Consider the following 21,016-nt stretch of genomic DNA (forward strand, 5'->3'; position numbering starts at 1 on the left):
GGATGACCGCGCACACTTTTCCTCATCCTGCTCCAGGCGCTCGGGCCTGTACATTGACCGCCCAAACGCGTATGAAGCGCGCCATGAACAGGCCCGCGACGTGTTGGCCGCGGCAATTGGCTCCAGTGACGATCGTCCTGGGCACGACGACCGAAATCCGAAAGACAAGATATGACTGAGTTCGAAGGGATCGCACCGGCGATCGCCGAGGCGTTGGCAAAACGCGGTTACAACGAATTGACGCCGGTTCAAAAGGCGATGCGCGACCCGGAACTTGCCGGCAAGGACGCGCTGGTCTCGGCACAGACCGGTTCCGGCAAGACCGTCGCCTTCGGCCTGGCGCTGGCGCCGACCTTGCTCGGCGACGAGCGTCGCTTCAGCGCTGCCGGCGCGCCGCTGGCGCTCGCCATCGCCCCGACACGCGAACTGGCGCTGCAGGTCAAGCGCGAACTCGAATGGCTCTATGGTGAGACCGGCGCGACGATCGCTTCCTGTGTCGGCGGCATGGACATGCGCACCGAGAAACGGGCGCTGGAGCGCGGCGCCCATATCGTGGTCGGCACGCCCGGCCGCCTTTGCGACCATATCCGCCGCAATTCGCTCGACATTTCTTCGCTCCGCGCCATCGTGCTCGACGAGGCCGACGAGATGCTTGATCTTGGCTTCCGCGAGGACCTCGAGTTCATTCTTGAAGAATCCCCCGACGACCGCCGCACGCTGATGTTTTCGGCCACCGTGCCGAAATCGATCGCGACGCTCGCCAAGAACTACCAGCGCGACGCCGTGCGCATCAGCACCGCGTCCGAACAGAAGCAGCATGTCGACATCGAATACCGCGCGCTGACCGTGGCGCCAAACGACCGCGAGAACGCGATCATCAACGTGCTGCGCTATTATGAAGCGAAGAACGCGATCGTCTTCTGTTCGACGCGTGCGGCCGTCAATCACCTGACCGCCCGCTTCAACAACCGCGGCTTCTCGGTGGTGGCGCTGTCGGGCGAACTCAGCCAGAACGAACGCACCCATGCCCTGCAGGCCATGCGCGACGGCCGCGCCCGGGTCTGCATCGCGACGGACGTCGCGGCCCGCGGCATCGATCTGCCGGGCCTGGAACTGGTCATTCACGCGGATCTCCCAACCAACTCCGAGACGCTGCTTCACCGCAGCGGCCGCACCGGACGCGCCGGCCAGAAGGGCGTCAGCGCGCTGATCGTGCCGGTCAACCAGCGCCGCAAGGCCGAACGCCTGCTCGACGGCGGGCGGATCACCGCCAACTGGGCGCGGCCGCCGTCGGCCGACGACGTAAGCCAGCGTGACGATGAGCGCCTGCTTGCCGACACCAGCTTCGCCGAACCGATCCGCGAAGACGAACAGGCGATCGTGGCGGCGCTCATCGAGCGCCACGGCGCCGAGCAGATGGCCGCTGCCTTCGTGCGCCAGTTCCGCTCGGGACGGTCGGCGCCGGAAGACCTGATCGAGGTTGCCGTCGGCGACAGCCGCGGCAAGCCGCGCCGCGACGAGCGTAGCGCGCCGCGCGAAGACTTCGGCGTCGAGCGCGCCGATTTCAGCGACGGCAGCTGGTTCTCGCTTTCGGTCGGCCGTAAGCAGAGCGCCGAACCGCGCTGGCTGATCCCGATGCTTTGCCGCCACGGCAAGCTGACGAAGCGCGACATCGGCGCCATCCGCATGCAGCAGGAAGAAACCTTCATCGAGATGACCGCCGAGGGTGCCGAACGCTTCCTCTCGGCGATCGGCAAGGACAAGATGCTGGAGAAGGGCATCCGGGTGAAGCCGCTCGCTGGCGCGCCTGACCTTTCGCAGCAGCGTCAGGAAAAGCCTGTTTATTCCAAGGACAAACCAAACTTCTCCAAGGACAAGCCTGGCTTTGCCAAGAAGCGCTCCTATTCCGACGATGCCGTGCGGAGCGATGATCGCGGCGACTTCAAGCCGAAGCGCAAGTTCGACAAGAAGCCCGCCTATTCCGAAGGGCCGGCCTACACTGAAGACCGGCCGCCGGCCAAGGGTGCCGACAAGCCCTGGAACAAGAAGAAGGGCAAGCCGGACGCCGGCAAGGACGGCGGCTTCAAGCCCAAGACCAAACCCAAGGGCAACGCCAAGAACCGCCAGGGCTAAGCCGACACAGGCAGAGTCATAGTCAGTCAAAAAGCGCCGCGATCCGATCGCGGCGCTTTTTTCTTGGGCGAGACTGGAAGCGATATCGTTTCAAGCTTCCAGGAAGCGAAGGCCGGCGACGGCGACGATGATCATCGCAATGCAGGTGACACGCATCCAGGAGACCGGGTCGCCGAAGAGCACGATGCCGAGCACGGTAATGCCGACCGAGCCGATGCCGGTCCAGGCGGCGTAAGCGGTGCCCGCCGGCAGATCGCGCATCGCGATCGTCAGGAGATAGACGCTGCCGAGTGCTGCGGCGATGCCGATGACGCTCGGCACCAGTTTCGTCCAGCCCTCAGCATATTTCAGCGCCAGCCCCATGACGATCTCGACGAGGCTCGCCGCTATCAGAATGATCCATGCCATGTTCGTCTCCCCAGGAATTCTCACATGCCGATCAATCTGGTAGGATAGGCACCAGATAACAATTACGCACCTTTTGGTAACTATGAAAAATCCGGAAAGCTCGCCCGCGGCCTCCATCCCCGACGTGTTCGATCCCACCTGTTCGTCACGCCACGCGCTGGAACTGATCGCCGGCAAATGGCCGATGCTGATCATCTCGGCGCTCGAAAACGGGCCGATGCGCAACGCCGCACTGATGCGCCGGCTCGGCGATATTTCGCAGAAGATGCTGACGCAGACGCTGAAGGAACTGGAGCGCAACGGTCTCGTCATTCGTGAGGACATGAGGACCGTGCCGCCGCATGTGGAATACAGCCTGAGCCCGGTCGGCCGTTCGCTCAGCGAAACCCTGCTGGTGCTCGATCGCTGGGCGGAAACGCATTTCGGCGCGCTCGACGCCGCGCGGGAACGTTACGACACCGAGCGCAGGAAATAGGGCTCACGCGGCGTCGAGCTGCGATTGGGCCACCACCTTTACCACCCAGTCCGCAAAGACGCGCAGCCGGCTGCTCAGGTGCCGGTTCGGCGGATAGACGAGATAGATCGGCTCCGGATCGATCTGCCAATCCGACAGCACCGGGATCATCGTGCCGTTGCGCAGGTCGTCACGCACCATGAAGGTCGGTACCTGGATGACACCCAATCCGGCGCGCGCGGCGGCGAGATAGGTCGTCGATTCATTGGCCGCGACGCTGTAGCGGGCATTGACCTCAATCTCCTCGTTACCGCGACGGAACTGGAAGGACATCTGCTGGCCATTCTTCGGCAGGAAATAGCCGACGACGGCGCAGGTCTTCCCGAGATCGGAGGGGTGCTGTGGCGCGGGCTGGCGCTTGAGAAACTCCGACGAGGCGCAGGAGACGAAACTCATCTCGGTAATGCGGCGGGCAATCAGCGACTGGTCGGCGAGCGCGCCGGCGCGGATGGCGCAGTCGACATTTTCCGCAAGGTAGTCGACGGTGCGATCGGACACACCGAGGTCGATCTGGATATCGGGGTACTTTTCGTGAAACTCGGGAAGCGCCGGGATGATGATGAGGTTGGCGAAGGCGCTCACCGTTTCGACGCGCAATCGCCCCTTCGGCAGGCTCTGGGCCGTGGAGAGGCTGCCGTCCAGTTCGTCGAGGTCCGAAAGCAGGCGCGCGGCCCGTTCATAATAGAGCGCGCCATCGGGTGTCACCAGCACGCGGCGCGTGGTCCGGTTGAGGAGCTTCGTGCGCAAATGCGCTTCCAAGCCCTGGATAAGGTTGGTCAGCGTCGCCTTGGGCATGTTCAGCGAGGCGGAGGCACGGGTGAAATTTCCGGTTTCGACGACGCGGAGGAACGCGCGCATGGCCGTGAGCTGGTCCATTTTCAAGAGCCATAATTGTTCGAGAATACGAATAGTGTAGTCAGATTGAAAAGACTATTCCAGACAGAAGACAATGTTATTCTCCTATCGTGGCGTGTTGTCGCCACATGTGGGTTGAGCTCGGGCCTAAGGCAAGAGAGATGGGCGAACTGTTCAAGGTGGAGACGATGCAGACGGGCCAAGGCTCGTGCACGGCACGCGTCTACCGTGGCGAGACGCTGCTCAATCCGCCGCCGGTCGTGCTGCACCTGCATGGCGGCTCCTTCATCGGCGGAACGATCGCCGCCGGTGAGCGCGTCGCCGAGGCGCTGGCGGCGGCCGGAGCGGTGGTCATCTCTCCGGAGTATTCGGCAGCATGCCTCAATCCGTTTCCCGCAGCACTCGACGTTGCCTACGCCATGCTGTCGTCGATGCGCTCGCGCTGCCCGCAGTTCGCGCATAAGAAATCGTCGCTGTTCGTCGCCGGCGAAGAGGCGGGCGGCAATATTGCCGCCGGTGCGGCGCTGATGGCGCGGGATCAGTATCTGACCGACCTCAAGGGCCAGATCCTTTTGTCGCCGATGCTGGATCCGTGCCTGGCGACGGCGTCGTTCCGGCAATACTGTCCCCAGTCCTCGGTGCAATCGATCGCCGATGGCTGGCATCGCTATCTCGGCGAGGGCGGAGGCTTCACCCATCCTTATGCCGCACCCGCCCATTGCACGCGGCTTGCCGGCCTTGTGCCTTCGCTGATCCTGACCAGCGAAGAATGTCCGATGCGTGACGAGACCGAAGCCTATGCCGAGCGGCTGCGTCAGGCGGGCGTGACGGTCGAATCGCACGTCCTGCCCGGACGCGCCGGATGGTTGCCGCAAAATATTGTCGCCAAGGAAAGCTGGGCGACACAGCAGGAAGAGATTACCGGCATCTTCACCCGCTTCTTCCAGAAGGCGGGGGCGAAGCCGGCGGAAATGACGGTGCGTTAGACGAGGCTACGGTTCCCGAAAACCGTCCCTTGCTCTGACATCGAAAGCAAAGCGCCGGCTCCCAACCGGCAAGGAGAGAGAAATGACATCGACAGTGACCCGCCGGGCCCTTTGGGGCGCCGGCCTGAGTATTCTTTTGTCTGTCGCCGGCGGCACCGCCGTCATGTTCGGCTTGCCGCAGCATTTCGAAGCGGATGCCGCAACCGACGCGGCGGCGGCCGCACCGCCGGCCGTTCCGGTCTCGGTGGCGCGGGCGCAATCCAAGCGCATCACCACCTGGGAAGAATTTTCCGGGCGGCTCGAAGCGATCGAGCGCGTCGAAGTTCGCCCACGGGTCGGCGGCGCCATTCTGAAAGCGCATTTCCGCGAAGGCGCGCTGGTCAAGCAGGGGGATCTTCTGGTGACGATCGATCCGGAACCCTATGCCGCCGCCGTCGAGCGGGCGAAGGCCCAGGTCGAAGCCGCCGAGGCGCGCGTGGCGCTTGCCAAGATCGAGCTTGAGCGCGGCCGCAAGCTGGTGACCACCAGCGCCGTGCCGCAGAGCAGCGTCGACCAGCGCGCCAGCGCCTACGACGAGGCCCAGGCGGAAGTGCGCTCGGCCAAGGCGGCGCTGCGCACGGCCGAACTCGACCTGCAATACACCGAGGTGCGCGCGCCGATCTCCGGCCGCGTCGGCCGGCTCGATATCACCGCCGGCAACCTGGTCGCGGCCGGCTCCGCCTCGCCGGTGCTGACCACGCTCGTTTCGGTCGATCCGATCTATGCGAGTTTCAATGCCAGCGAAGAGGTGGTTACCACCGCGCTTGCGCGGCTCGCGGCCTCGGCCGGCGGCAGCGCCATCGAGCGTATTCCGGTCCAGGTCGGCACAGCCGCCGACGAGGGCACGCCGATATCGGGCCATATCCAGCTCATCAACAACGAGGTGGATGCGGCAACCGGCACGATCCGGGTGCGCGCCGCACTGGAAAACGCCGACGGCACGCTGATCCCGGGACAGTTCGTCCGCATCCGCATCGGCGAGCCGGATCCTGAGGAAAAGCTTGTTATCAGCGACCGCGCGATCGGCTCCGACCAGGACAAGAAGTTCGTCTTCGTGGTCGGCACCGACAACAAGGTCGAGTATCGCCAGGTGAAGCTGGGGCCGAATTCCGACGGTCTGCGCATTGTCGAAAGTGGCCTGACGTCCGGCGAAAACATCGTCGTCAACGGCCTGCAACGGGTTCGCCCCGGCGTCGTCGTGGCGCCGCAGCAGGTCGAGGAAACGACCGCCTCGATCGCCAAGTAATGATCCGGGCTGCGCTTCACCGGGCGTGACGAGCAGCCAGCCAAGGCATCACTCAGCAGGCATAACGCCGCGCGGCGACGCTTTTCGCCGCGCACGCCCGAGGTCTGCCTAAAACGTCCCAAGGGGGATACCATGAATTTCTCACGCTTCTTCGTCGACCGCCCGGTCTTCGCGGGCGTTCTTTCGGTCCTGATCTTCGTGGGCGGCCTGATCGGCATGACCGGTCTGCCGATCTCCGAATATCCGGAAGTCGTCCCGCCGCAGATCGTCGTGCGCGCACAGTATCCAGGCGCCAACCCGGCGGTCATCGCCGAAACGGTGGCGACGCCGCTTGAAGAACAGATCAACGGCGTCGAAGACATGCTCTACATGCAGAGCCAGGCGACCGCTGACGGCCTGATGACGTTGACCGTCACCTTCGCGCTCGGAACCGATCCGGACCAGGCCCAGCAGCTCGTGCAGAACCGCGTCTCGCAGGCCGAGCCGCGTCTGCCCGAGGAGGTGCGGCGCCTCGGCGTCACCACGGTCAAGAGCTCGCCCGACCTGACGATGGTCGTGCACCTGCTTTCGCCAAACGGCCAGTACGACATCAACTATCTGCGCAACTACGGTGTGCTCAACGTCAAGGATCGGCTGGCGCGCATCGAAGGTGTCGGCCAGGTGCAGATCTTCGGCGGCGGCGACTATTCGATGCGCATCTGGATCGACCCGCAGAAGGCAGCCGAGCGCGGACTTGCGGCAAGCGATATCGCGAACGCGGTGCGCGGTCAGAACGTCCAGGCGGCAGCCGGCGTCATCGGCGCCTCGCCCTCCGTCCCGGGTCTCGACCTGCAGCTTTCCGTCAACGCGCAAGGGCGCCTGCAGACGCCTGAGGATTTCGAGAACATTGTCGTCAAATCCGGCGCCGAAGGCGAAGTGACCCGGCTCGGTGACGTCGCCCGTGTCGAAATGGGTGCGTCCGACTATTCGCTGCGTTCGCTGCTCGACAACAAGCCCGCCGTCGGCATGGCCGTCTTCCAGGCCCCCGGCTCGAACGCGATCCAGATTTCCGATGATGTGCGCAAGGCCATGGCCGAGCTGAAGCTCACCATGCCTGAAGGCGTCGACTACGGCATCGTCTACGACACGACCCAGTTCGTGCGCGCCTCGATCGAATCGGTCGTCGACACGCTGCTCGAAGCCATCGCCCTCGTCGTGCTCGTGGTCATCATCTTCCTGCAGACCTGGCGCGCCTCGATCATCCCGCTCGTCGCCGTGCCGGTCTCGATCGTCGGCACCTTCGCGGTGATGTATGTCTTCGGCTTCTCGATCAACGCGCTCAGCCTCTTCGGCCTCGTGCTGGCGATCGGTATCGTCGTCGACGACGCGATCGTCGTGGTGGAAAACGTCGAACGCAACATCGAGCAGGGTCTGTCGCCAGTTCAGGCGACCTACCGCGCCATGCAGGAAGTCTCGGGTCCGATCATCGCGATCGCGCTGGTGCTCGTCGCCGTGTTCGTGCCGCTTGCCTTCATCACCGGGCTCACCGGCCAGTTCTATCGCCAGTTCGCGCTGACGATCGCGATCTCGACGGTGATCTCGGCGCTCAACTCGCTGACGCTCTCGCCGGCGCTGGCTGCCCTTCTCTTGAAGGACCACCACGCGCCGAAGGACTGGCTGACGCGGGTGATGGACAGGCTCTTCGGCTGGTTCTTCCGCGGCTTCAACCGGTTCTTCGGAGCAAGCTCGGAAGCCTATGGCCGCGGCGTCGGCAGGATCCTGACACGCAAATCGCTGATCATGGTGGTCTACGTCGTGTTGCTCGGCGTCACCTTCACGCTGTTTCGCGCCGTCCCCGGCGGCTTCGTGCCGGCCCAGGACAAGCAGTACCTGATCGGCTTTGCCCAGCTTCCGGATGCAGCCACGCTCGACCGGTCGGAAGACGTGATCAAGCGCATGAGCGAGATCGCGCTCAAGCATCCGGGCGTGGAAAACGCCATCGCCTTCCCGGGCCTGTCGATCAACGGCTTCACCAACTCGTCGAATTCCGGCATCGTCTTCGTCGCCTTGAAGCCCTTCGAGGAACGCAAGACGCCCGAACTGTCAGGCGGTGCGATCGCCATGCAGCTGAACCAGGAATTCGGCGCGATCCAGGATGCCTTCATCGCCATGTTCCCGCCGCCGCCCGTCCAGGGCCTCGGCACCACGGGCGGCTTCAAGCTGCAGCTCGAGGACAAGAACGGCCTCGGCTACCAGGCACTCGACGAGGCGACCAAGGCATTCCTCGCCAAGGCCTACCAGACACCTGAACTGGCCGGGCTCTATTCGAGCTACCAGATCAACGTGCCGCAGCTCTATGCCGACCTTGATCGCGTCAAGGCCCGCCAGCTCGGCGTGGCGGTCACCGACGTCTTCGAGACCTTGCAAATCTACCTGGGCTCGCTCTACGTCAACGACTTCAACGCCTTCGGCCGCACCTACAGCGTGCGCATGCAGGCCGATGCCAACTACCGCAGCCATGCCGACGACATCGGCAAGCTGAAGGTGCGTTCGCAATCCGGCGAGATGATCCCGCTGTCGGCACTCTTGAAGGTGGAGCAGACGGTCGGCGCCGAACGGGCGATCCGCTACAACGGCTTCCTGTCGGCCGACATCAACGGCGGCCCGGCACCGGGCTTCTCCTCCGGCCAGGCACAGGCTGCCATCGAGCGCATCGCCGCCGAAACCCTGCCGCCGGGCATCGGCTACGAGTGGACGGATCTCACCTACCAGCAGATCCTTGCCGGCAACTCCGGTATCCTGGTCTTCCCGCTGGCGCTGCTGCTCGTCTACCTGGTGCTTGCCGCCCAGTATGAAAGCCTGACGCTGCCGATCGCGATCATCCTGATCGTGCCGATGGGCATCATGGCGGCACTTGTCGGGGTCTGGCTGACAGGAGGCGACAACAACGTCTTCACCCAGATCGGTCTGATCGTGCTGGTCGGCCTATCGGCCAAGAACGCCATCCTGATCGTCGAGTTCGCCCGCGAGCTCGAACTGTCGGGCAGCACGCCGGTCAAGGCGGCGATCGAGGCGAGCCGGCTGCGTCTGCGCCCGATCCTGATGACCTCGATGGCCTTCATCATGGGCGTTGTGCCGCTGGTCGTGTCCACCGGCGCCGGTGCGGAAATGCGCTCGGCCATGGGTATCGCGGTCTTCGCCGGCATGATCGGTGTCACGGCCTTCGGCATCTTCATGACGCCAGTCTTCTACGTGCTGATCCGCAAGCTCACAGGCGAGCGGCCGCTGAAGCACGCGGGGGCTCATATCGAGGCGCCGCATCTCGCCGCTGGAGAATAAGGCCTCTTCACCCCTTGCACCCTTCATGCGGGCCGGATCCATCCCGGCCCGCTGACGCTGCGGCGTCGCGCCTCCGCCCAGGCGCGGCGCCGCAATGCATCCTGCGAGACAGTTCCCTATCCCGCGTGCCCTATCCCGCGTGACAGTTCTCTGGCGATCGGATAAACCAGCAGCCTCCTTTCCTTTGGCCCGATGGCCCATGCAGACGGCATAGCGTTAGATGACCCCCACCGACCCGATCGCCAATCTCGCCACCCTCATTCGCTGCCCCTCGGTCACCCCGGCCGAAGGCGGAGCGCTTTCTGCGCTCGAGGCCATGCTGAAGCCGCTTGGTTTCGCGGTCGACCGCGTGGTGGCGAAGGACGTTGGCACGCCTGACATCGAAAACCTCTATGCGCGGCTCGGCACCGAGGGCCCGCATCTGATGTTCGCCGGCCATACGGATGTCGTGCCTGTCGGCGACGAAGCTGCCTGGAGCCATGGACCGTTCTCGGCCGACATCGCCAATGGCGAAATGTATGGCCGAGGCGCCGTCGACATGAAGGGCGGCATCGCCTGCTTCGTCGCGGCAATCGCCCGCCACATCGAAAAGCATGGGCCCCCGAAGGGCTCGGTTTCCTTCCTGATTACCGGCGACGAAGAGGGCCCGGCGATCAATGGCACCACCAAGCTCTTGCAATGGGCGGCCGACAAAGGTGAACGCTGGGATGCGTGCCTCGTCGGCGAGCCGACCAATCCCGACCAGCTCGGCGACATGATCAAGATCGGCCGGCGCGGCTCACTTTCCGGCCGCATCACCGTCAACGGCGTGCAGGGCCATGCCGCCTATCCGCACCTTGCGGACAATCCGGTGCGCGGCATCCTGCAGCTGACACAGGCATTGATGGACCCGCCCTTCGACAACGGCACGGAGAGCTTCCAGGCATCGAACCTGGAAGTGACGACGATCGACGTCGGCAACAGCGCCGTCAACGTCATCCCGGCCAAGGCGACGGCCGCCTTCAACATTCGCTTCAACGACACATGGACGGCGGAGAGCCTGATGGCCGAGATCACCGCCCGGCTCGATCGCGCCGCGGCCGCTGGCAGTCTCAGGCAGGACCGCGCCCCCGTCCGCTACGAGATCACCTGGGCCGAGCGCCCAAGCCACGTCTTCCTGACACGCAACAACGCGCTGATCGATTCGCTTTCGGGTGCCGTCGAGGCGGTCACCGGCCGGCAACCGAAACTCTCGACCACGGGCGGCACCTCGGACGCGCGCTTTATCAAGGATTATTGCCCGGTGGTCGAATTCGGCCTGGTCGGCCAGACTATGCACATGGTCGACGAACGCGTTGCCGTTTCCGATCTCGAGACTTTGACCGACATCTACGAAACCTTCATCTCCAGCTGGTTCGGTCATGCCGCTGCTTGATGAGGTGCTTGCCTATATCAAGGGCCTCTGGCTCTTGGCCCAGGGCAATGAAGAGGGTTTTCGCTGGCTCGATTTCAGCGAGAGCGGTCTCTGGCGCTCGTTCACGTCCATGCTCTGGTGCCTGCCGGCGATTGCCGTCACCTGGGCGTCCTGGCGGTTTTATTACCTCTCGGCGATGCCCGCCGGGACGACCATCGGCATCGGTTTCATCCTCAAGCTCTTGGTCGTCGATCTCGTCAGCTGGCTGCTGCCGCTGGTGCTGATCGCCGTTCTCTCTCGCCCGCTTGGTTTTCCCGCAGCCGTGGTGCCGATTGTTGTGACCACCAACTGGCTCTCCGTGCCGCTCTCCTATGCGATGGCGATACCGGCGGCGATCCGGCTTGTTGTTCCCGGAAGCCAGGGTTTGACCAGCCTGATCTGGTTAACGTTGCTCGTCGTCAGCGTCGCCGTCCTCTTTCGGCTGTTGCGCATGGTGACCGGCAACCAGACGCTGCTTGCCTCGGCCCTGACGGCGCTTTTCCTGCTGCCGTCGATGATGATCGGCGATCTCCTGCAGCGCTTCTTCGGCCTGATCCCGACTTAACCCTCGGGACGCGGCCGTCAATAATCCACTTGAAGGAAATAAAGCCCCTCGGGTGGGGCCACGGGCCCGCAGGCCTTGCGGTCGCGCGCTTCGAGCGCGGTCTGCAAATCATCCGGAGCCCACTTGCCCTCGCCGACAAGTTTCAGTGAACCGGCGAAGGAGCGGATCTGATTGTGCAGGAAGCTTTGCGCCGTCGCGCGGATTTCGATGACGCCGCCGATGAGCGCGACGTCCAGCCGATCAAGCGTGCGCACCGGGCTCGTCGCCTGGCAATGGGCGGAACGGAAGGTGGTGAAGTCGTGGTGGCCGACAAGGCGCTGCGCGCCTTCATGCATCGCCGCGTGGTCGAGCGGCTTCGGCACCCACCAGGCGCGCCTGGCTTCCAGCGCCAGTGGTGCTGGCCGTGAAATGATGCGGTAGAGATAGTGCCGGCGCAGCGCCGAGAAGCGCGCGTCGAACGCCGACGACACTTCCTCCGCCTCTATGATCGATACCCGTTCACCGGCCATCGCCAGATGGGCGTTCAGCGCATTGCGTAGCGTATAGGGCTTCCAGGACCGCGTGAGATCGGCATGCATCACCTGGCCGCTGGCGTGCACGCCGGAATCGGTGCGCCCGGCGCCGCGGATCGACACGGTCTCTCCGGTCAGGGACAGGATCGCCTTTTCGATCGCGCCCTGCACGGACTGGCCGTTGTCCTGCCGCTGCCAGCCGACATAGTCCGAGCCGTCGTACTCGACGGTCATCTTGAACCGCGGCATCAGTCGACCCTCGTGCCGGACGCAACCGGCGTCCCGCGCAGGAAATCGGCAGCGTCGAGCGCCTTGCCGCCGGCACGCTGCAGACGCGTGAGGCGCACGGCGCCCTCGCCGCAGGCGATCGTCAGATTGTCGTCGAGCACGGTACCGGGCGCGCCAGCACCGGCGCCCGGCTCGGAGCTCAGCACCTTGATGCGCTCCGGCTTGCCGGCGATCTCGAGTTCGAACCAGGCGCCCGGGAAGGGCGACAGGCCTCGGATGTGGTCATGAACCTCGCGGCCGGGACGGGCGAAGTCGATGCGGGTTTCCGTCTTGCTGATCTTTGCGGCGTGGACGACGCCCTCTTCCGGTTGCGCCGTCAGCGGCAGGTCATCGGCCTCGAGCTTGGCCATCGCCTCTCTCATCAGCGTCGCGCCGACCTGCATCAGCCGGTCGTGCAACTCGCCGCCGGTCATGGTCTCGCCGATCTGGACAGTCCTGGTCAGCGCGACCGGGCCGGTGTCCAGCCCCTTGTCCATCTTCATCACCATCATGCCGGTTTCATGGTCGCCGGCCATGATCGCGCGCTGGATGGGCGCGGCGCCGCGCCAGCGCGGCAGCAGCGAGGCGTGACCGTTGTAGCAACCGAGCTTCGTTCCTGTGAGGATCGCCTCCGGCAGCAGCAGGCCATAGGCGACGACGACGGCGACATCGGCGTCGAAATCGCGGAAGGCCTGGCGGTCGGCGGCATCCTTGAAATTGACCGGCGTCAGCACCGGAATGCCGAGCAGCTCGGCCGCCTGATGCACCGGCGATTTCTGCAGATCGAGCCCGCGTCGGCCGCCCGGCCGCGGCGGCTGGGTGTAGGCAGCGACGATCTGATGGCCGGCTTCGGCAAGTGCTGCGAGTGTCGGAACCGAGAAGTCCGGCGTGCCCATGAAGATGATGCGAAGTGGCAAGGCGGCGAACTCCGTCCGTTCAGACCACTTCATCCTGGAGACGGTGAAATGACCCACTCTTTGAAACAAAACAATTCCAGGCGGAAAACCGCTGTTTCTGAAACTGCTCAGAACAGCTGTCCCGCCCTCCATTCAGGCCCTTCCACAGGGGCAATCGGCCCTGCAGCGTCAGATCGCTTTTGCGCCGCGCGTCTTGGCAGCCTTGGTGAATTTGCGGATCACCATGTCGCGCTTGAGCTTGGAGATATGATCGATGAACAGCACGCCGTTCAGATGGTCGATTTCGTGCTGCAGGCAGGTGGCGAGCAGGCCATCGGCCTCGATCGTCTGCTCCTTGCCGTCACGGTCGAGATGCTTGACTGTGATGACAGCGGGGCGCTCGACCTCGGCGTAATAATCCGGGATCGACAGGCAGCCTTCCTCGTAGACCGAGCGGGCCTCGGACGAGGCGACGATCTCGGGATTGATGAAGACGAGCGGCGCTTTCTCGTCGCCTTCCTTTGATACGTCGAGCACCAGCATGCGCCTGGCGACACCGATCTGGATCGCAGCCAGGCCGATGCCCGGTGCGTCATACATGGTTTCGAGCATGTCGTCGGCCAGACGGCGGACCTCCGCGTCGATGGTTTCGATCGGCGTGGAAACCTGGCGAAGCACAGGATCGGGAAGGATGATAAGCGGCTTGATCGTCATGCTGCTCCCATAGCCGATCTTTCCACCGGCGTGCAAGAAAATTGCCTTGCCACCCGCGGCACCCGCTCGCGCTTCGCTTTGCGTTAACCGCCACGCGCATATGTTCCCGTTTTGATCTACACTTCACCAGAGAATCTGTTAGGTTTGGCGCATGGAACCCGCACCCTTACCCTTTGCCCAGCCGCTGTTTTTTATCGGCACCTTGCCGATCACGCTGGGCCATCTCGCGATTGCCGTCGGCCTTGTGGTGGCCGTTGCGGGTCTGATGGCGCTTTCGCGGCGCCGGGATACCCGCGACGATGAGCGGCAGGAACAGATGGCGATGCTGCTTGCGGCGCAGACCGAGATGCAGGGGCGGGTCGCAGCCATGGCCGAAGTGTTCGGCGCGCGCCAGGCCGAACTCAACCAGACGCTCAGCCAGCGTATCGACGGCATGACCCACCGGATCGGCGCCTCGATCACCGAGCAGACCAAGGCGACGCACGAAAACCTCAGACGGTTGCAGGAGCGCCTGGCGGTCATCGACACGGCCCAGAACAACATCCAGTCGCTCGCCAAGGACATGGCAGGGCTTCAGGCCATTCTTTCCAACAAGCAGACGCGCGGCGCCTTCGGCCAGTCGCGCATGGAGGCAATCATTGCCGACGGACTGCCGATCGGTGCCTTCGCCTTCCAGACGACGCTGTCGAACGGTGCGCGTCCCGACTGCACCATCCGCATGCCGAACGGCCAGCCGCCGCTCGTCATCGACGCCAAGTTTCCGCTGGAAGCCTGGAATGCGATGCGCGATGCCCCGAGCCCGGAGCGTCGCCAGCAGATCGCCCAGCTCTTCCGCCGCGACATGGAAACACATGTTCGCGATATCGCCAGCAAATATCTGATATCAGGCGAAACACAGGACACCGCCTTCCTCTTCGTGCCGTCGGAATCGATCTTCGCCGAAATCCACGAGCATTTCGAAGCGATCGTGCAGAAGGCGCATCGCCAGCGGATCGTCATCGTCTCGCCGTCGCTGCTCTTGCTGTCGATCCAGGTCATCCAGGCGATCCTCAAGGATGCCCGCATGCGCGAGCAGGCGCATCTGATCCAGGGCGAAGTTGCCCGGCTGATGGAGGACCTGAGTCGTCTCGACGAGCGCGTGCGCAAACTCCAGGGCCACTTCGCCATGAGCCAGAAGGATGTCGAGGACATCCTGGTCTCCTCCAGCAAGCTCACCCGGCGCGGTGCCAAGATCGAGGCGCTCGAACTTCAGACCGAGACTGGAGCCAGAGAGGCAAGCGATCAGCGAGCCGCCGTCGACAACAGGGTCGGGCAATTGCGCCTGCGGGTGGTTGACGAGGACTGAGGCTCTCGGGCACTCTCCGGCCCACTTTGCAAGCCGACAGGATAGTTTCACATGATCACAGTTTTTGGGTCCATCAACATGGACCTGATCGCCACCACCGCACGCCTGCCGAAGCCCGGCGAGACCGTCGCCGGAACGGGCTTTTCGACCGCCGCGGGCGGCAAGGGCGCGAACCAGGCGCTTGCGGCGCGGCGCGCCGGCGCGACCGTGCAGATGGCTGGGGCCGTTGGTGCCGACAGCTTTGCCGAAGGCGCACTTGAACTGCTGAAGGGTGCCGACGCCGATCTGTCGCTGACCAAGACCGTCGATGAACCGACGGGCACGGCCCACATCCTCGTCGGCGGTGACGGCGAGAATGTCATCGTCGTCGTTGCAAGCGCCAATGCGACGGTCAGCGAGGCGGATGCGGACAGGGCCGTCGCCGGTATGAAACCGGGCGACACGCTGATGCTCCAGCTCGAAATTCCAGCCGCGTCGGTCGAGAAGGCGCTGACGGCAGCGAAACAGAAGGGCGTGCGCTCGGTCATCAACATCGCGCCGCTGACGCCGGAGGCCGCTCGCCTCGGCCGCATGGCCGACATCGTCATTGCCAACGAGACCGAATTCGAGCTGCTTGCCGGCAAGAGCGGTATCGGCAGCGCCGAGCGCGAAGACGCGATGAAGGCGCTTCACGCCGAGACCGGCCAGACCGTCATCGTCACCCTCGGGGCCGAAGGCGTCGTCGCCGTGCACGAAGGCGAAATTCAGCGCGCGAAAGGCCTGAAGATCGAGCCGGTCGATACCGTCGGCGCCGGCGACACGTTCTGCGGCTATCTCGCCGCCAGCCTCGACGCCGGCATCGCCTTCCCGGATGCGCTGCGCCGTGCGGCCGTTGCCGGTTCGCTCGCCTGCCTGAAGAGCGGCGCCCAGCCGTCGATCCCGCTCGCGTCTGAAGTGGCCTCGCGCCTCTAGACCAAGATGACGGTGGGGCCGTACGGCCCCACTCCCAAACACGACCACGGCTTGAATACCGCGCAGGACGCCGCCCCTCCCCTCGAAATCGCCCGTTGCGCAATCCGGACAGCCGATGTCGCGGACATAAAACTTTGCGCGCAATTTTATCAAAGCGACGCGTGAATTAGCGTTCGTGTTGGCCCTATTTTAAGATTCTCTCGTCTATTCAGGACCGTGAGAAGGCCGGTCGACATGACCCGGTTGTCTCCGACATGCCGGTCGGCATCTGACGCTCCATGATGGAGTTCACCCCCATTGCGAAATGCGTCCACCGCAGGTGAAAGCCTGCGGACCTCCCAGCACGTGAGGATTTCATGTTCAAGTTCCAGGCCAAATCGCTGGCGACCAAACTGATCGCGGTGACAGGCGGCACGATCGCACTCGTCCTGCTCGCTTCGAATTTCGTTCTCATCTCCCAGACCCAGGATCGCGTCGAAACGCTGGTCCTCGAACAGGCAAACGGCGAAGCCCGCGCGATCGCCTCCGACATCGCCGGCGACGTCGGTGAGCTCGCGAGCGCCGCCCGCTCGATGGCCGGCGTTATCGGTCGGGCACATGCGGAGAAGTCGATGGAGCGCACCGGGGTGATCAATGTCCTCCGGGCGAACCTGGAACAGAACCCCTTCGCCTTCGGCAGCTGGTTTGCGGAAGAACCCAAGGCCTTCGACGGCCGCCAGGAAGATGTCGTCAACAACAAGGAACTGGGCGGCAACGAGCTGGGCATCTTCACGCCGTATTGGTCGAAGACCCGCAACAACGAAATCCAGTACTCCACCTTCAAGGCCGATTATCCGGCCGAATGGTATGCGCTTGCGGCAAAGAGCGGCAAGGGTGCGATCACCCAGCCCTATACCGCCGAAGGCACCGACGTTCCGACCGCGATGAGCTCGATCGCCTATCCGGTCATGTCCGGCGGCAAGCTGATCGGCGTCTCCGGCGTCGACATTTCGCTCGCCTCGCTGGCCGAGGGCCTTGCCAAGCTGAAGCCGTTCGAAACCGGTCGCGTCTACTTGCTGTCGCAGAGCGGCAAGTGGCTGGTCGCGCCGATCCCGGAACTGCTGCTCAAGGACTATGACGGCGAAGGCAACGACATCGTCAAGAATGCGCTTGCGTCCGCCAAGCCTGGCGTCATTTCCAACCTTTCCTACGACGGCAACGAACCCTTCGACCGCCTCGTCTATCCCTTCGCGCTCTCGGGCGTGAACACCAGCTGGGTCGTGCTCGTCGACGTGCCGCGCACCGCGATCAACGCCCCGGTCAAGGATCAGACCTACATGATGATCGTCGGCGGCCTCGTCGTACTCGGCGCCGTGCTGCTCGGTCTCTATCTCGCCGTCCGCGGCTTCGTGCAGAAACCGCTCGCAGCGCTCGTCAAGGATGTGAACAGCCTCAGCCACGGCGACTATAGCAAGGCCATCGCCGGTCAGGATCGCTCCGACGAAACCGGCGAAGTCGCCAAGGCGCTCGAAGGCTTCCGCCACCAGCTCGCCGATACCAAGCGCCTCGAAGGCGAAGCGCGCCACGAGCGCGAACAGGCAGAGCGCGAGCGCGGCCGTTCCGAAACCGAGCGTGCCGAAAGCAGCGCGCTCCAGCGCGACATCGTCGCCCGGCTTGGCAAGGGCCTGTCGCACCTCTCCTCGGGTGATCTCGCCTTCCGCATCACCGACGAGTTCCCGGGCGAATACGCCCAGCTCAAGCGCGACTTCAACGCGACGATGGAAAGCCTCGAAGAAACGATCCGCACCGTCAACCATTCGGTCGTCAACATCGGCAACGGCACCAGCGAGATCAGCAGCGCCGCCAACGACCTGTCGCACCGAACCGAACAGCAGGCGGCAAGCCTGGAAGAAACCGCGGCGGCCCTCGACGAGCTGACCTCGCAGGTCAACGCCAGCGCCGAAAACGCCAAGGTCGCCGCGAAATCGGTGGAAGTGGCCAGCAGCGATGCCGGACAGTCGGGCGAAGTGGTTCAGAAGGCCATTGCCGCAATGAAGGGCATCGAGCAGTCGTCGCATGAGGTGAGCCGCATCATCGGCGTCATCGACGAAATCGCCTTCCAGACCAATCTTCTGGCACTCAACGCCGGCGTCGAGGCTGCCCGAGCAGGCGAAGCCGGCAAGGGTTTTGCCGTCGTCGCCCAGGAAGTGCGCGAGCTCGCCCAGCGCTCGGCAAACGCAGCCAAGGAGATCAAGACGCTGATCAACACCTCGGCCGGCCAGGTGCGCGAAGGCGTCGACCTCGTCGGCCGCGCCGGTGGCGCGCTCGAAAAGATCGCCGACCAGGTGGTGCAGATCAACGGTCTCATCCGCCAGATCTCGAGCTCCGCATCCGAACAGGCTGTCGGCCTCAAGGAGATCAACTCGGCCGTCAACCAGATGGACCAGGTGACCCAGCAGAATGCCGCGATGGTGGAAGAAACCACCGCCGCCGGCATGGCCTTGAACGAGGAAGCACGCTCACTCAGCACGCTGGTCGCCCGCTTCCGCGTCGCCCAGCCCACGACGGCATCGACCCAGCCTTCCTCGGCTGCGATGCTGCGCGGCACGGCCGAGCGCATGCGGGCGGCAGCTCCGACCCCGGCACCCGCCCGCGAGACGCGGCCGACGCCGGCGGCAAGCCCGGCGCGCGGCGGCTACTCGGCTTCGACGCAGCGTGTGCTCTCCCAGACCTCCGGCGCCAACGCGCTCGCCCAGGACAACTGGGAAGAGTTCTGATCGATCCTTCAAATGCAAAACGGCGCCCCTCCGGGCGCCGTTTCGTTTGAGCGGGTGTTGGCTCAGATGCGCGCCAAACGCTCCGTCAGCAGGTCGAAGAAGCCTTGATCGTCGACGAAGCGCATGACCTTGGCGTTGTGCGGCCGGCCAGTGACCTGCCACCAGTCGACAACAGTCATGCCCGCCGTCAGCGGCGACTTGGTCTCGATTTCGACGTTGCAGTCGCGACCGGTGAAAAGCTCCGGGCGCAGGAGATAGGCAATGACGGTCGGGTCATGCAACGGACCGCCGTCGGTGCCGTACTTTTCGATGTCGAAACGTTCGAAGAATTCCAGCATCTCGGCCATGGCGATCGCCGGACGGCTGCCGATCTCGCGGATCTTCTGCACGCGCGCCTTGTGCGTGAGCACGCGATGGGTGACGTCGAGCGGCATCATCACGATCGGAATGCCCGAGCGGAAAACGATGTCGGCGGCTTCCGGATCGACATAGACGTTGAACTCTGCAGCCGGCGTGATGTTGCCGCCCTCGAAGAAGCCGCCGCCCATCATCACCAGCTCCCTGACCCTGGGGGCGATGTCAGGCGCCTTCTGAAGCGCGAGTGCGACGTTGGTGAGCGGTCCCAGCGTGCAGAGCGTTACCGTGCCCGGCGCCTCGTTGCGCAGCGTTTCGACGATGAAGTCGACTGCGTGCTGCTCCTCGAGCTTCATCGTCGGTTCTGCAAGCGTCGGACCGTCAAGGCCGGTCTTGCCGTGCACGTGCTCAGCGGTCACCAGCGGCCGGGCGATCGGCTTGTCGGCGCCCGCGAACACCCGGACTTTCGGCCGATCACAGAGCTCGCAAAGGATGCGGGCATTGCGGGCCGTCAGCGCCAGCGGCACGTTGCCGGCGACGGCGGTGATGCCGAGGAGGTCGATCTCTTCGGGGCTGCCGAAGGCGAGCATGATGGCGGCGGCATCGTCCTGCCCGGGATCGGTGTCTATGATTATCTTTCTCGGCGCGGGCACTCTCTCGTCCTCCCTGGATCACGTTGGCTCGGGTCGATCCGACCCAGACCAGGCGCGGTCGATACCTATGCAGCGGTGCGGGTGCGGGGGCCAACATCCTGGCGCTGTTTCGTCCCGTTCCCGGATTCTGCGAAAGCGGACTATGATTTGCGTGCACGTCGGAGGCAAGCGGCTTGCACTCATTGCGCACAGCTACCATATTGCCAGAAGGATGCTGCAAGGCAGGTCCGAACAACAGTCGCTTGATCTCGCAAGGACTTGAGGAATGAGCCGAATTACGCCCTTTACGAGCCCGCTGCTGCTGGGTTTCGACACAATGGAAAAGACCCTTGAGCGCATCGCCAAGGGCAATGACGGATACCCGCCCTACAACATCGAGCGTGTTCGCGGCGATGCATCGACGGACGCACCGGAACGGCTGCGCATCACGCTTGCTGTCGCCGGCTTCTCCGAAGAGGACCTCGAAGTCACCACCGAAGAGAACCAGTTGGTCATCCGAGGCCGGCAGGTCGATAACGGCGACCGCGAGTATCTTCATCGTGGCATCGCGGCGCGCCAGTTCCAGCGCACCTTTGTTCTCGCCGATGGCATGAAGGTTCTCGGAGCAGAGCTTCGCAACGGCCTGCTTGCCGTTGACCTCGTTCGGCCCGAGCCGGTGCGTATGGTAAAGAAAATTAACATTTCAGTCCCAGAGTAGGATAACCGGCGGGATTTTCCCCTCACCGGCGACCACGGAGTATCACCATGGGATTGAAATCCATCAGCTCGTCACTGTCGAAAAACGACCTCGCGCATCTGGGCGAAGGCGAAATCGGCTACATCCGGAAAATGCGTTCGGAAGAAGTCTCGCGCTGCTTCCCGGAAGCACCCGAGATGGGACCGGGCATCGATCTCTGGGCCCTGTTTGGCGCCGACGGCACACCGATACTTCTGACCGACAATCGCTCCAGCACCTTCTTCAAGGCGGCCGAAGACGACCTGCGCACGGTCACCCTGCATTGAAATGCGTCGCCGTCGCTGATGGCAACAATGGAATGCTGAACTGATTCCGCCGCACTCTTGAACGACACAA

The 21,016-nt window shown here is 64.1% G+C and carries 18 protein-coding genes; 12 read left to right on the top strand and 6 right to left on the bottom strand.

Annotated features, from left to right (window positions below; all coding sequences use genetic code 11):
* Positions 1–171 precede the first annotated feature (171 nt).
* Positions 172–2,133: a DEAD/DEAH box helicase gene (locus tag BBX50_RS01495; protein ID WP_065773553.1), complete on the top strand. Its 1,962-nt coding sequence runs from the start codon at positions 172–174 to the stop codon at positions 2,131–2,133.
* 90 nt (positions 2,134–2,223) lie between these two features.
* Here the strand turns inward: BBX50_RS01495 and BBX50_RS01500 are convergent, their stop codons facing one another.
* On the bottom strand, positions 2,224–2,541 hold the full coding sequence (locus BBX50_RS01500; RefSeq protein WP_065773554.1) for a multidrug efflux SMR transporter: 318 nt from the start codon (positions 2,539–2,541) through the stop codon (positions 2,224–2,226).
* An 82-nt stretch (positions 2,542–2,623) separates the two neighbouring features.
* Here BBX50_RS01500 and BBX50_RS01505 point away from each other — a divergent pair, with 82 nt between their 5' ends.
* The gene (locus BBX50_RS01505; protein WP_065773555.1) at positions 2,624–3,016 is read left to right on the top strand and encodes a helix-turn-helix domain-containing protein; all 393 of its coding nucleotides are present in this window, start codon (positions 2,624–2,626) and stop codon (positions 3,014–3,016) included.
* Between the two features lie 3 nt (positions 3,017–3,019).
* On the opposite strand, the gene BBX50_RS01510 is transcribed toward BBX50_RS01505, so the two are convergent.
* Complete coding sequence (locus BBX50_RS01510; RefSeq protein ID WP_065773556.1) at positions 3,020–3,931, bottom strand: LysR family transcriptional regulator; 912 nt, start codon at positions 3,929–3,931, stop codon at positions 3,020–3,022.
* A gap of 140 nt (positions 3,932–4,071) precedes the next feature.
* Here BBX50_RS01510 and BBX50_RS01515 point away from each other — a divergent pair, with 140 nt between their 5' ends.
* The 5 genes from BBX50_RS01515 (at position 4,072) to BBX50_RS01535 (ending at position 11,496) form a co-directional block, all read left to right on the top strand.
* Positions 4,072–4,896 (top strand): alpha/beta hydrolase fold domain-containing protein, encoded by an 825-nt coding sequence (locus tag BBX50_RS01515; RefSeq protein ID WP_065773557.1) that lies wholly within the window; start codon positions 4,072–4,074, stop codon positions 4,894–4,896.
* Between the two features lie 82 nt (positions 4,897–4,978).
* The gene (locus tag BBX50_RS01520; protein ID WP_065773558.1) at positions 4,979–6,181 is read left to right on the top strand and encodes an efflux RND transporter periplasmic adaptor subunit; all 1,203 of its coding nucleotides are present in this window, start codon (positions 4,979–4,981) and stop codon (positions 6,179–6,181) included.
* Positions 6,182–6,313: 132 nt separating this feature from the next.
* Positions 6,314–9,499 (top strand): efflux RND transporter permease subunit, encoded by a 3,186-nt coding sequence (locus BBX50_RS01525; RefSeq protein WP_065773559.1) that lies wholly within the window; start codon positions 6,314–6,316, stop codon positions 9,497–9,499.
* 220 nt (positions 9,500–9,719) lie between these two features.
* The gene (dapE, locus tag BBX50_RS01530) at positions 9,720–10,913 is read left to right on the top strand and encodes a succinyl-diaminopimelate desuccinylase (protein ID WP_065773560.1); all 1,194 of its coding nucleotides are present in this window, start codon (positions 9,720–9,722) and stop codon (positions 10,911–10,913) included.
* On the top strand, positions 10,900–11,496 hold the full coding sequence (locus tag BBX50_RS01535) for a hypothetical protein (protein ID WP_065773561.1): 597 nt from the start codon (positions 10,900–10,902) through the stop codon (positions 11,494–11,496). The genes dapE and BBX50_RS01535 overlap by 14 nt, the downstream gene beginning before the upstream one ends.
* Positions 11,497–11,513: 17 nt before the next feature.
* On the opposite strand, the gene truA is transcribed toward BBX50_RS01535, so the two are convergent.
* The 3 genes from truA to def form a co-directional block, all read right to left on the bottom strand.
* Complete coding sequence (gene truA, locus BBX50_RS01540; RefSeq protein WP_065773562.1) at positions 11,514–12,257, bottom strand: tRNA pseudouridine(38-40) synthase TruA; 744 nt, start codon at positions 12,255–12,257, stop codon at positions 11,514–11,516.
* A complete protein-coding gene (gene fmt / locus BBX50_RS01545) occupies positions 12,257–13,192 on the bottom strand; it encodes a methionyl-tRNA formyltransferase (RefSeq protein WP_065773629.1) in 936 nt (311 codons plus the stop codon). Before fmt ends, truA begins: the two co-directional genes overlap by 1 nt.
* Before the next feature lie 168 nt (positions 13,193–13,360).
* A complete protein-coding gene (gene def, locus BBX50_RS01550; protein ID WP_065773630.1) occupies positions 13,361–13,885 on the bottom strand; it encodes a peptide deformylase in 525 nt (174 codons plus the stop codon).
* A 151-nt stretch (positions 13,886–14,036) separates the two neighbouring features.
* On the opposite strand from def, the gene BBX50_RS01555 reads away from it, so the two are divergent.
* The 3 genes from BBX50_RS01555 to BBX50_RS01565 all read left to right on the top strand — a co-directional run bounded on the left by BBX50_RS01555 (position 14,037) and on the right by BBX50_RS01565 (position 18,937).
* Complete coding sequence (locus BBX50_RS01555; RefSeq protein WP_065773563.1) at positions 14,037–15,230, top strand: DNA recombination protein RmuC; 1,194 nt, start codon at positions 14,037–14,039, stop codon at positions 15,228–15,230.
* Positions 15,231–15,281: 51 nt separating this feature from the next.
* Positions 15,282–16,181: a ribokinase gene (locus tag BBX50_RS01560; RefSeq protein WP_065773564.1), complete on the top strand. Its 900-nt coding sequence runs from the start codon at positions 15,282–15,284 to the stop codon at positions 16,179–16,181.
* 356 nt (positions 16,182–16,537) lie between these two features.
* Entirely contained in the window at positions 16,538–18,937 is a 2,400-nt protein-coding gene (locus tag BBX50_RS01565) for a methyl-accepting chemotaxis protein (RefSeq protein ID WP_065773565.1), read from the top strand.
* Positions 18,938–18,999: 62 nt separating this feature from the next.
* Here BBX50_RS01565 and BBX50_RS01570 read toward each other — a convergent pair whose 3' ends face one another.
* Positions 19,000–19,944 carry a nucleoside hydrolase gene (locus tag BBX50_RS01570; protein WP_065773566.1) on the bottom strand — a complete coding sequence of 315 codons (945 nt, stop codon included), beginning with the start codon at positions 19,942–19,944 and terminating at the stop codon, positions 19,000–19,002.
* Between the two features lie 265 nt (positions 19,945–20,209).
* Between BBX50_RS01570 and BBX50_RS01575 the strand changes: the two genes are divergently transcribed.
* Complete coding sequence (locus BBX50_RS01575; RefSeq protein ID WP_065773567.1) at positions 20,210–20,641, top strand: Hsp20 family protein; 432 nt, start codon at positions 20,210–20,212, stop codon at positions 20,639–20,641.
* 47 nt (positions 20,642–20,688) lie between these two features.
* Entirely contained in the window at positions 20,689–20,946 is a 258-nt protein-coding gene (locus tag BBX50_RS01580) for a DUF1150 family protein (RefSeq protein WP_065773568.1), read from the top strand.
* Positions 20,947–21,016 lie beyond the last annotated feature (70 nt).

The organism is Ensifer sp. LC11 (genome assembly GCF_001695835.1).
In the GTDB taxonomy this organism is placed as follows: domain Bacteria; phylum Pseudomonadota; class Alphaproteobacteria; order Rhizobiales; family Rhizobiaceae; genus Ensifer.

Excerpts from the sequence above, each read along its gene's own strand:
- BBX50_RS01510 (WP_065773556.1), bottom strand. The coding sequence starts at position 3,931 with ATGGACCAGCTCACGGCCATGCGCGCGTTCCTCCGCGTCGTCGAAACC.
- BBX50_RS01575 (WP_065773567.1), top strand. The coding sequence starts at position 20,210 with ATGAGCCGAATTACGCCCTTTACGAGCCCGCTGCTGCTGGGTTTCGAC.
- BBX50_RS01505 (WP_065773555.1), top strand. The coding sequence starts at position 2,624 with ATGAAAAATCCGGAAAGCTCGCCCGCGGCCTCCATCCCCGACGTGTTC.
- def (WP_065773630.1), bottom strand. The coding sequence starts at position 13,885 with ATGACGATCAAGCCGCTTATCATCCTTCCCGATCCTGTGCTTCGCCAG.
- BBX50_RS01580 (WP_065773568.1), top strand. The coding sequence starts at position 20,689 with ATGGGATTGAAATCCATCAGCTCGTCACTGTCGAAAAACGACCTCGCG.
- BBX50_RS01555 (WP_065773563.1), top strand. The coding sequence starts at position 14,037 with ATGGAACCCGCACCCTTACCCTTTGCCCAGCCGCTGTTTTTTATCGGC.
- BBX50_RS01525 (WP_065773559.1), top strand. The coding sequence starts at position 6,314 with ATGAATTTCTCACGCTTCTTCGTCGACCGCCCGGTCTTCGCGGGCGTT.
- BBX50_RS01500 (WP_065773554.1), bottom strand. The coding sequence starts at position 2,541 with ATGGCATGGATCATTCTGATAGCGGCGAGCCTCGTCGAGATCGTCATG.
- dapE (WP_065773560.1), top strand. The coding sequence starts at position 9,720 with ATGACCCCCACCGACCCGATCGCCAATCTCGCCACCCTCATTCGCTGC.
- BBX50_RS01515 (WP_065773557.1), top strand. The coding sequence starts at position 4,072 with ATGGGCGAACTGTTCAAGGTGGAGACGATGCAGACGGGCCAAGGCTCG.
- BBX50_RS01535 (WP_065773561.1), top strand. The coding sequence starts at position 10,900 with ATGCCGCTGCTTGATGAGGTGCTTGCCTATATCAAGGGCCTCTGGCTC.
- BBX50_RS01560 (WP_065773564.1), top strand. The coding sequence starts at position 15,282 with ATGATCACAGTTTTTGGGTCCATCAACATGGACCTGATCGCCACCACC.
- BBX50_RS01520 (WP_065773558.1), top strand. The coding sequence starts at position 4,979 with ATGACATCGACAGTGACCCGCCGGGCCCTTTGGGGCGCCGGCCTGAGT.
- BBX50_RS01495 (WP_065773553.1), top strand. The coding sequence starts at position 172 with ATGACTGAGTTCGAAGGGATCGCACCGGCGATCGCCGAGGCGTTGGCA.
- truA (WP_065773562.1), bottom strand. The coding sequence starts at position 12,257 with ATGCCGCGGTTCAAGATGACCGTCGAGTACGACGGCTCGGACTATGTC.
- BBX50_RS01565 (WP_065773565.1), top strand. The coding sequence starts at position 16,538 with ATGTTCAAGTTCCAGGCCAAATCGCTGGCGACCAAACTGATCGCGGTG.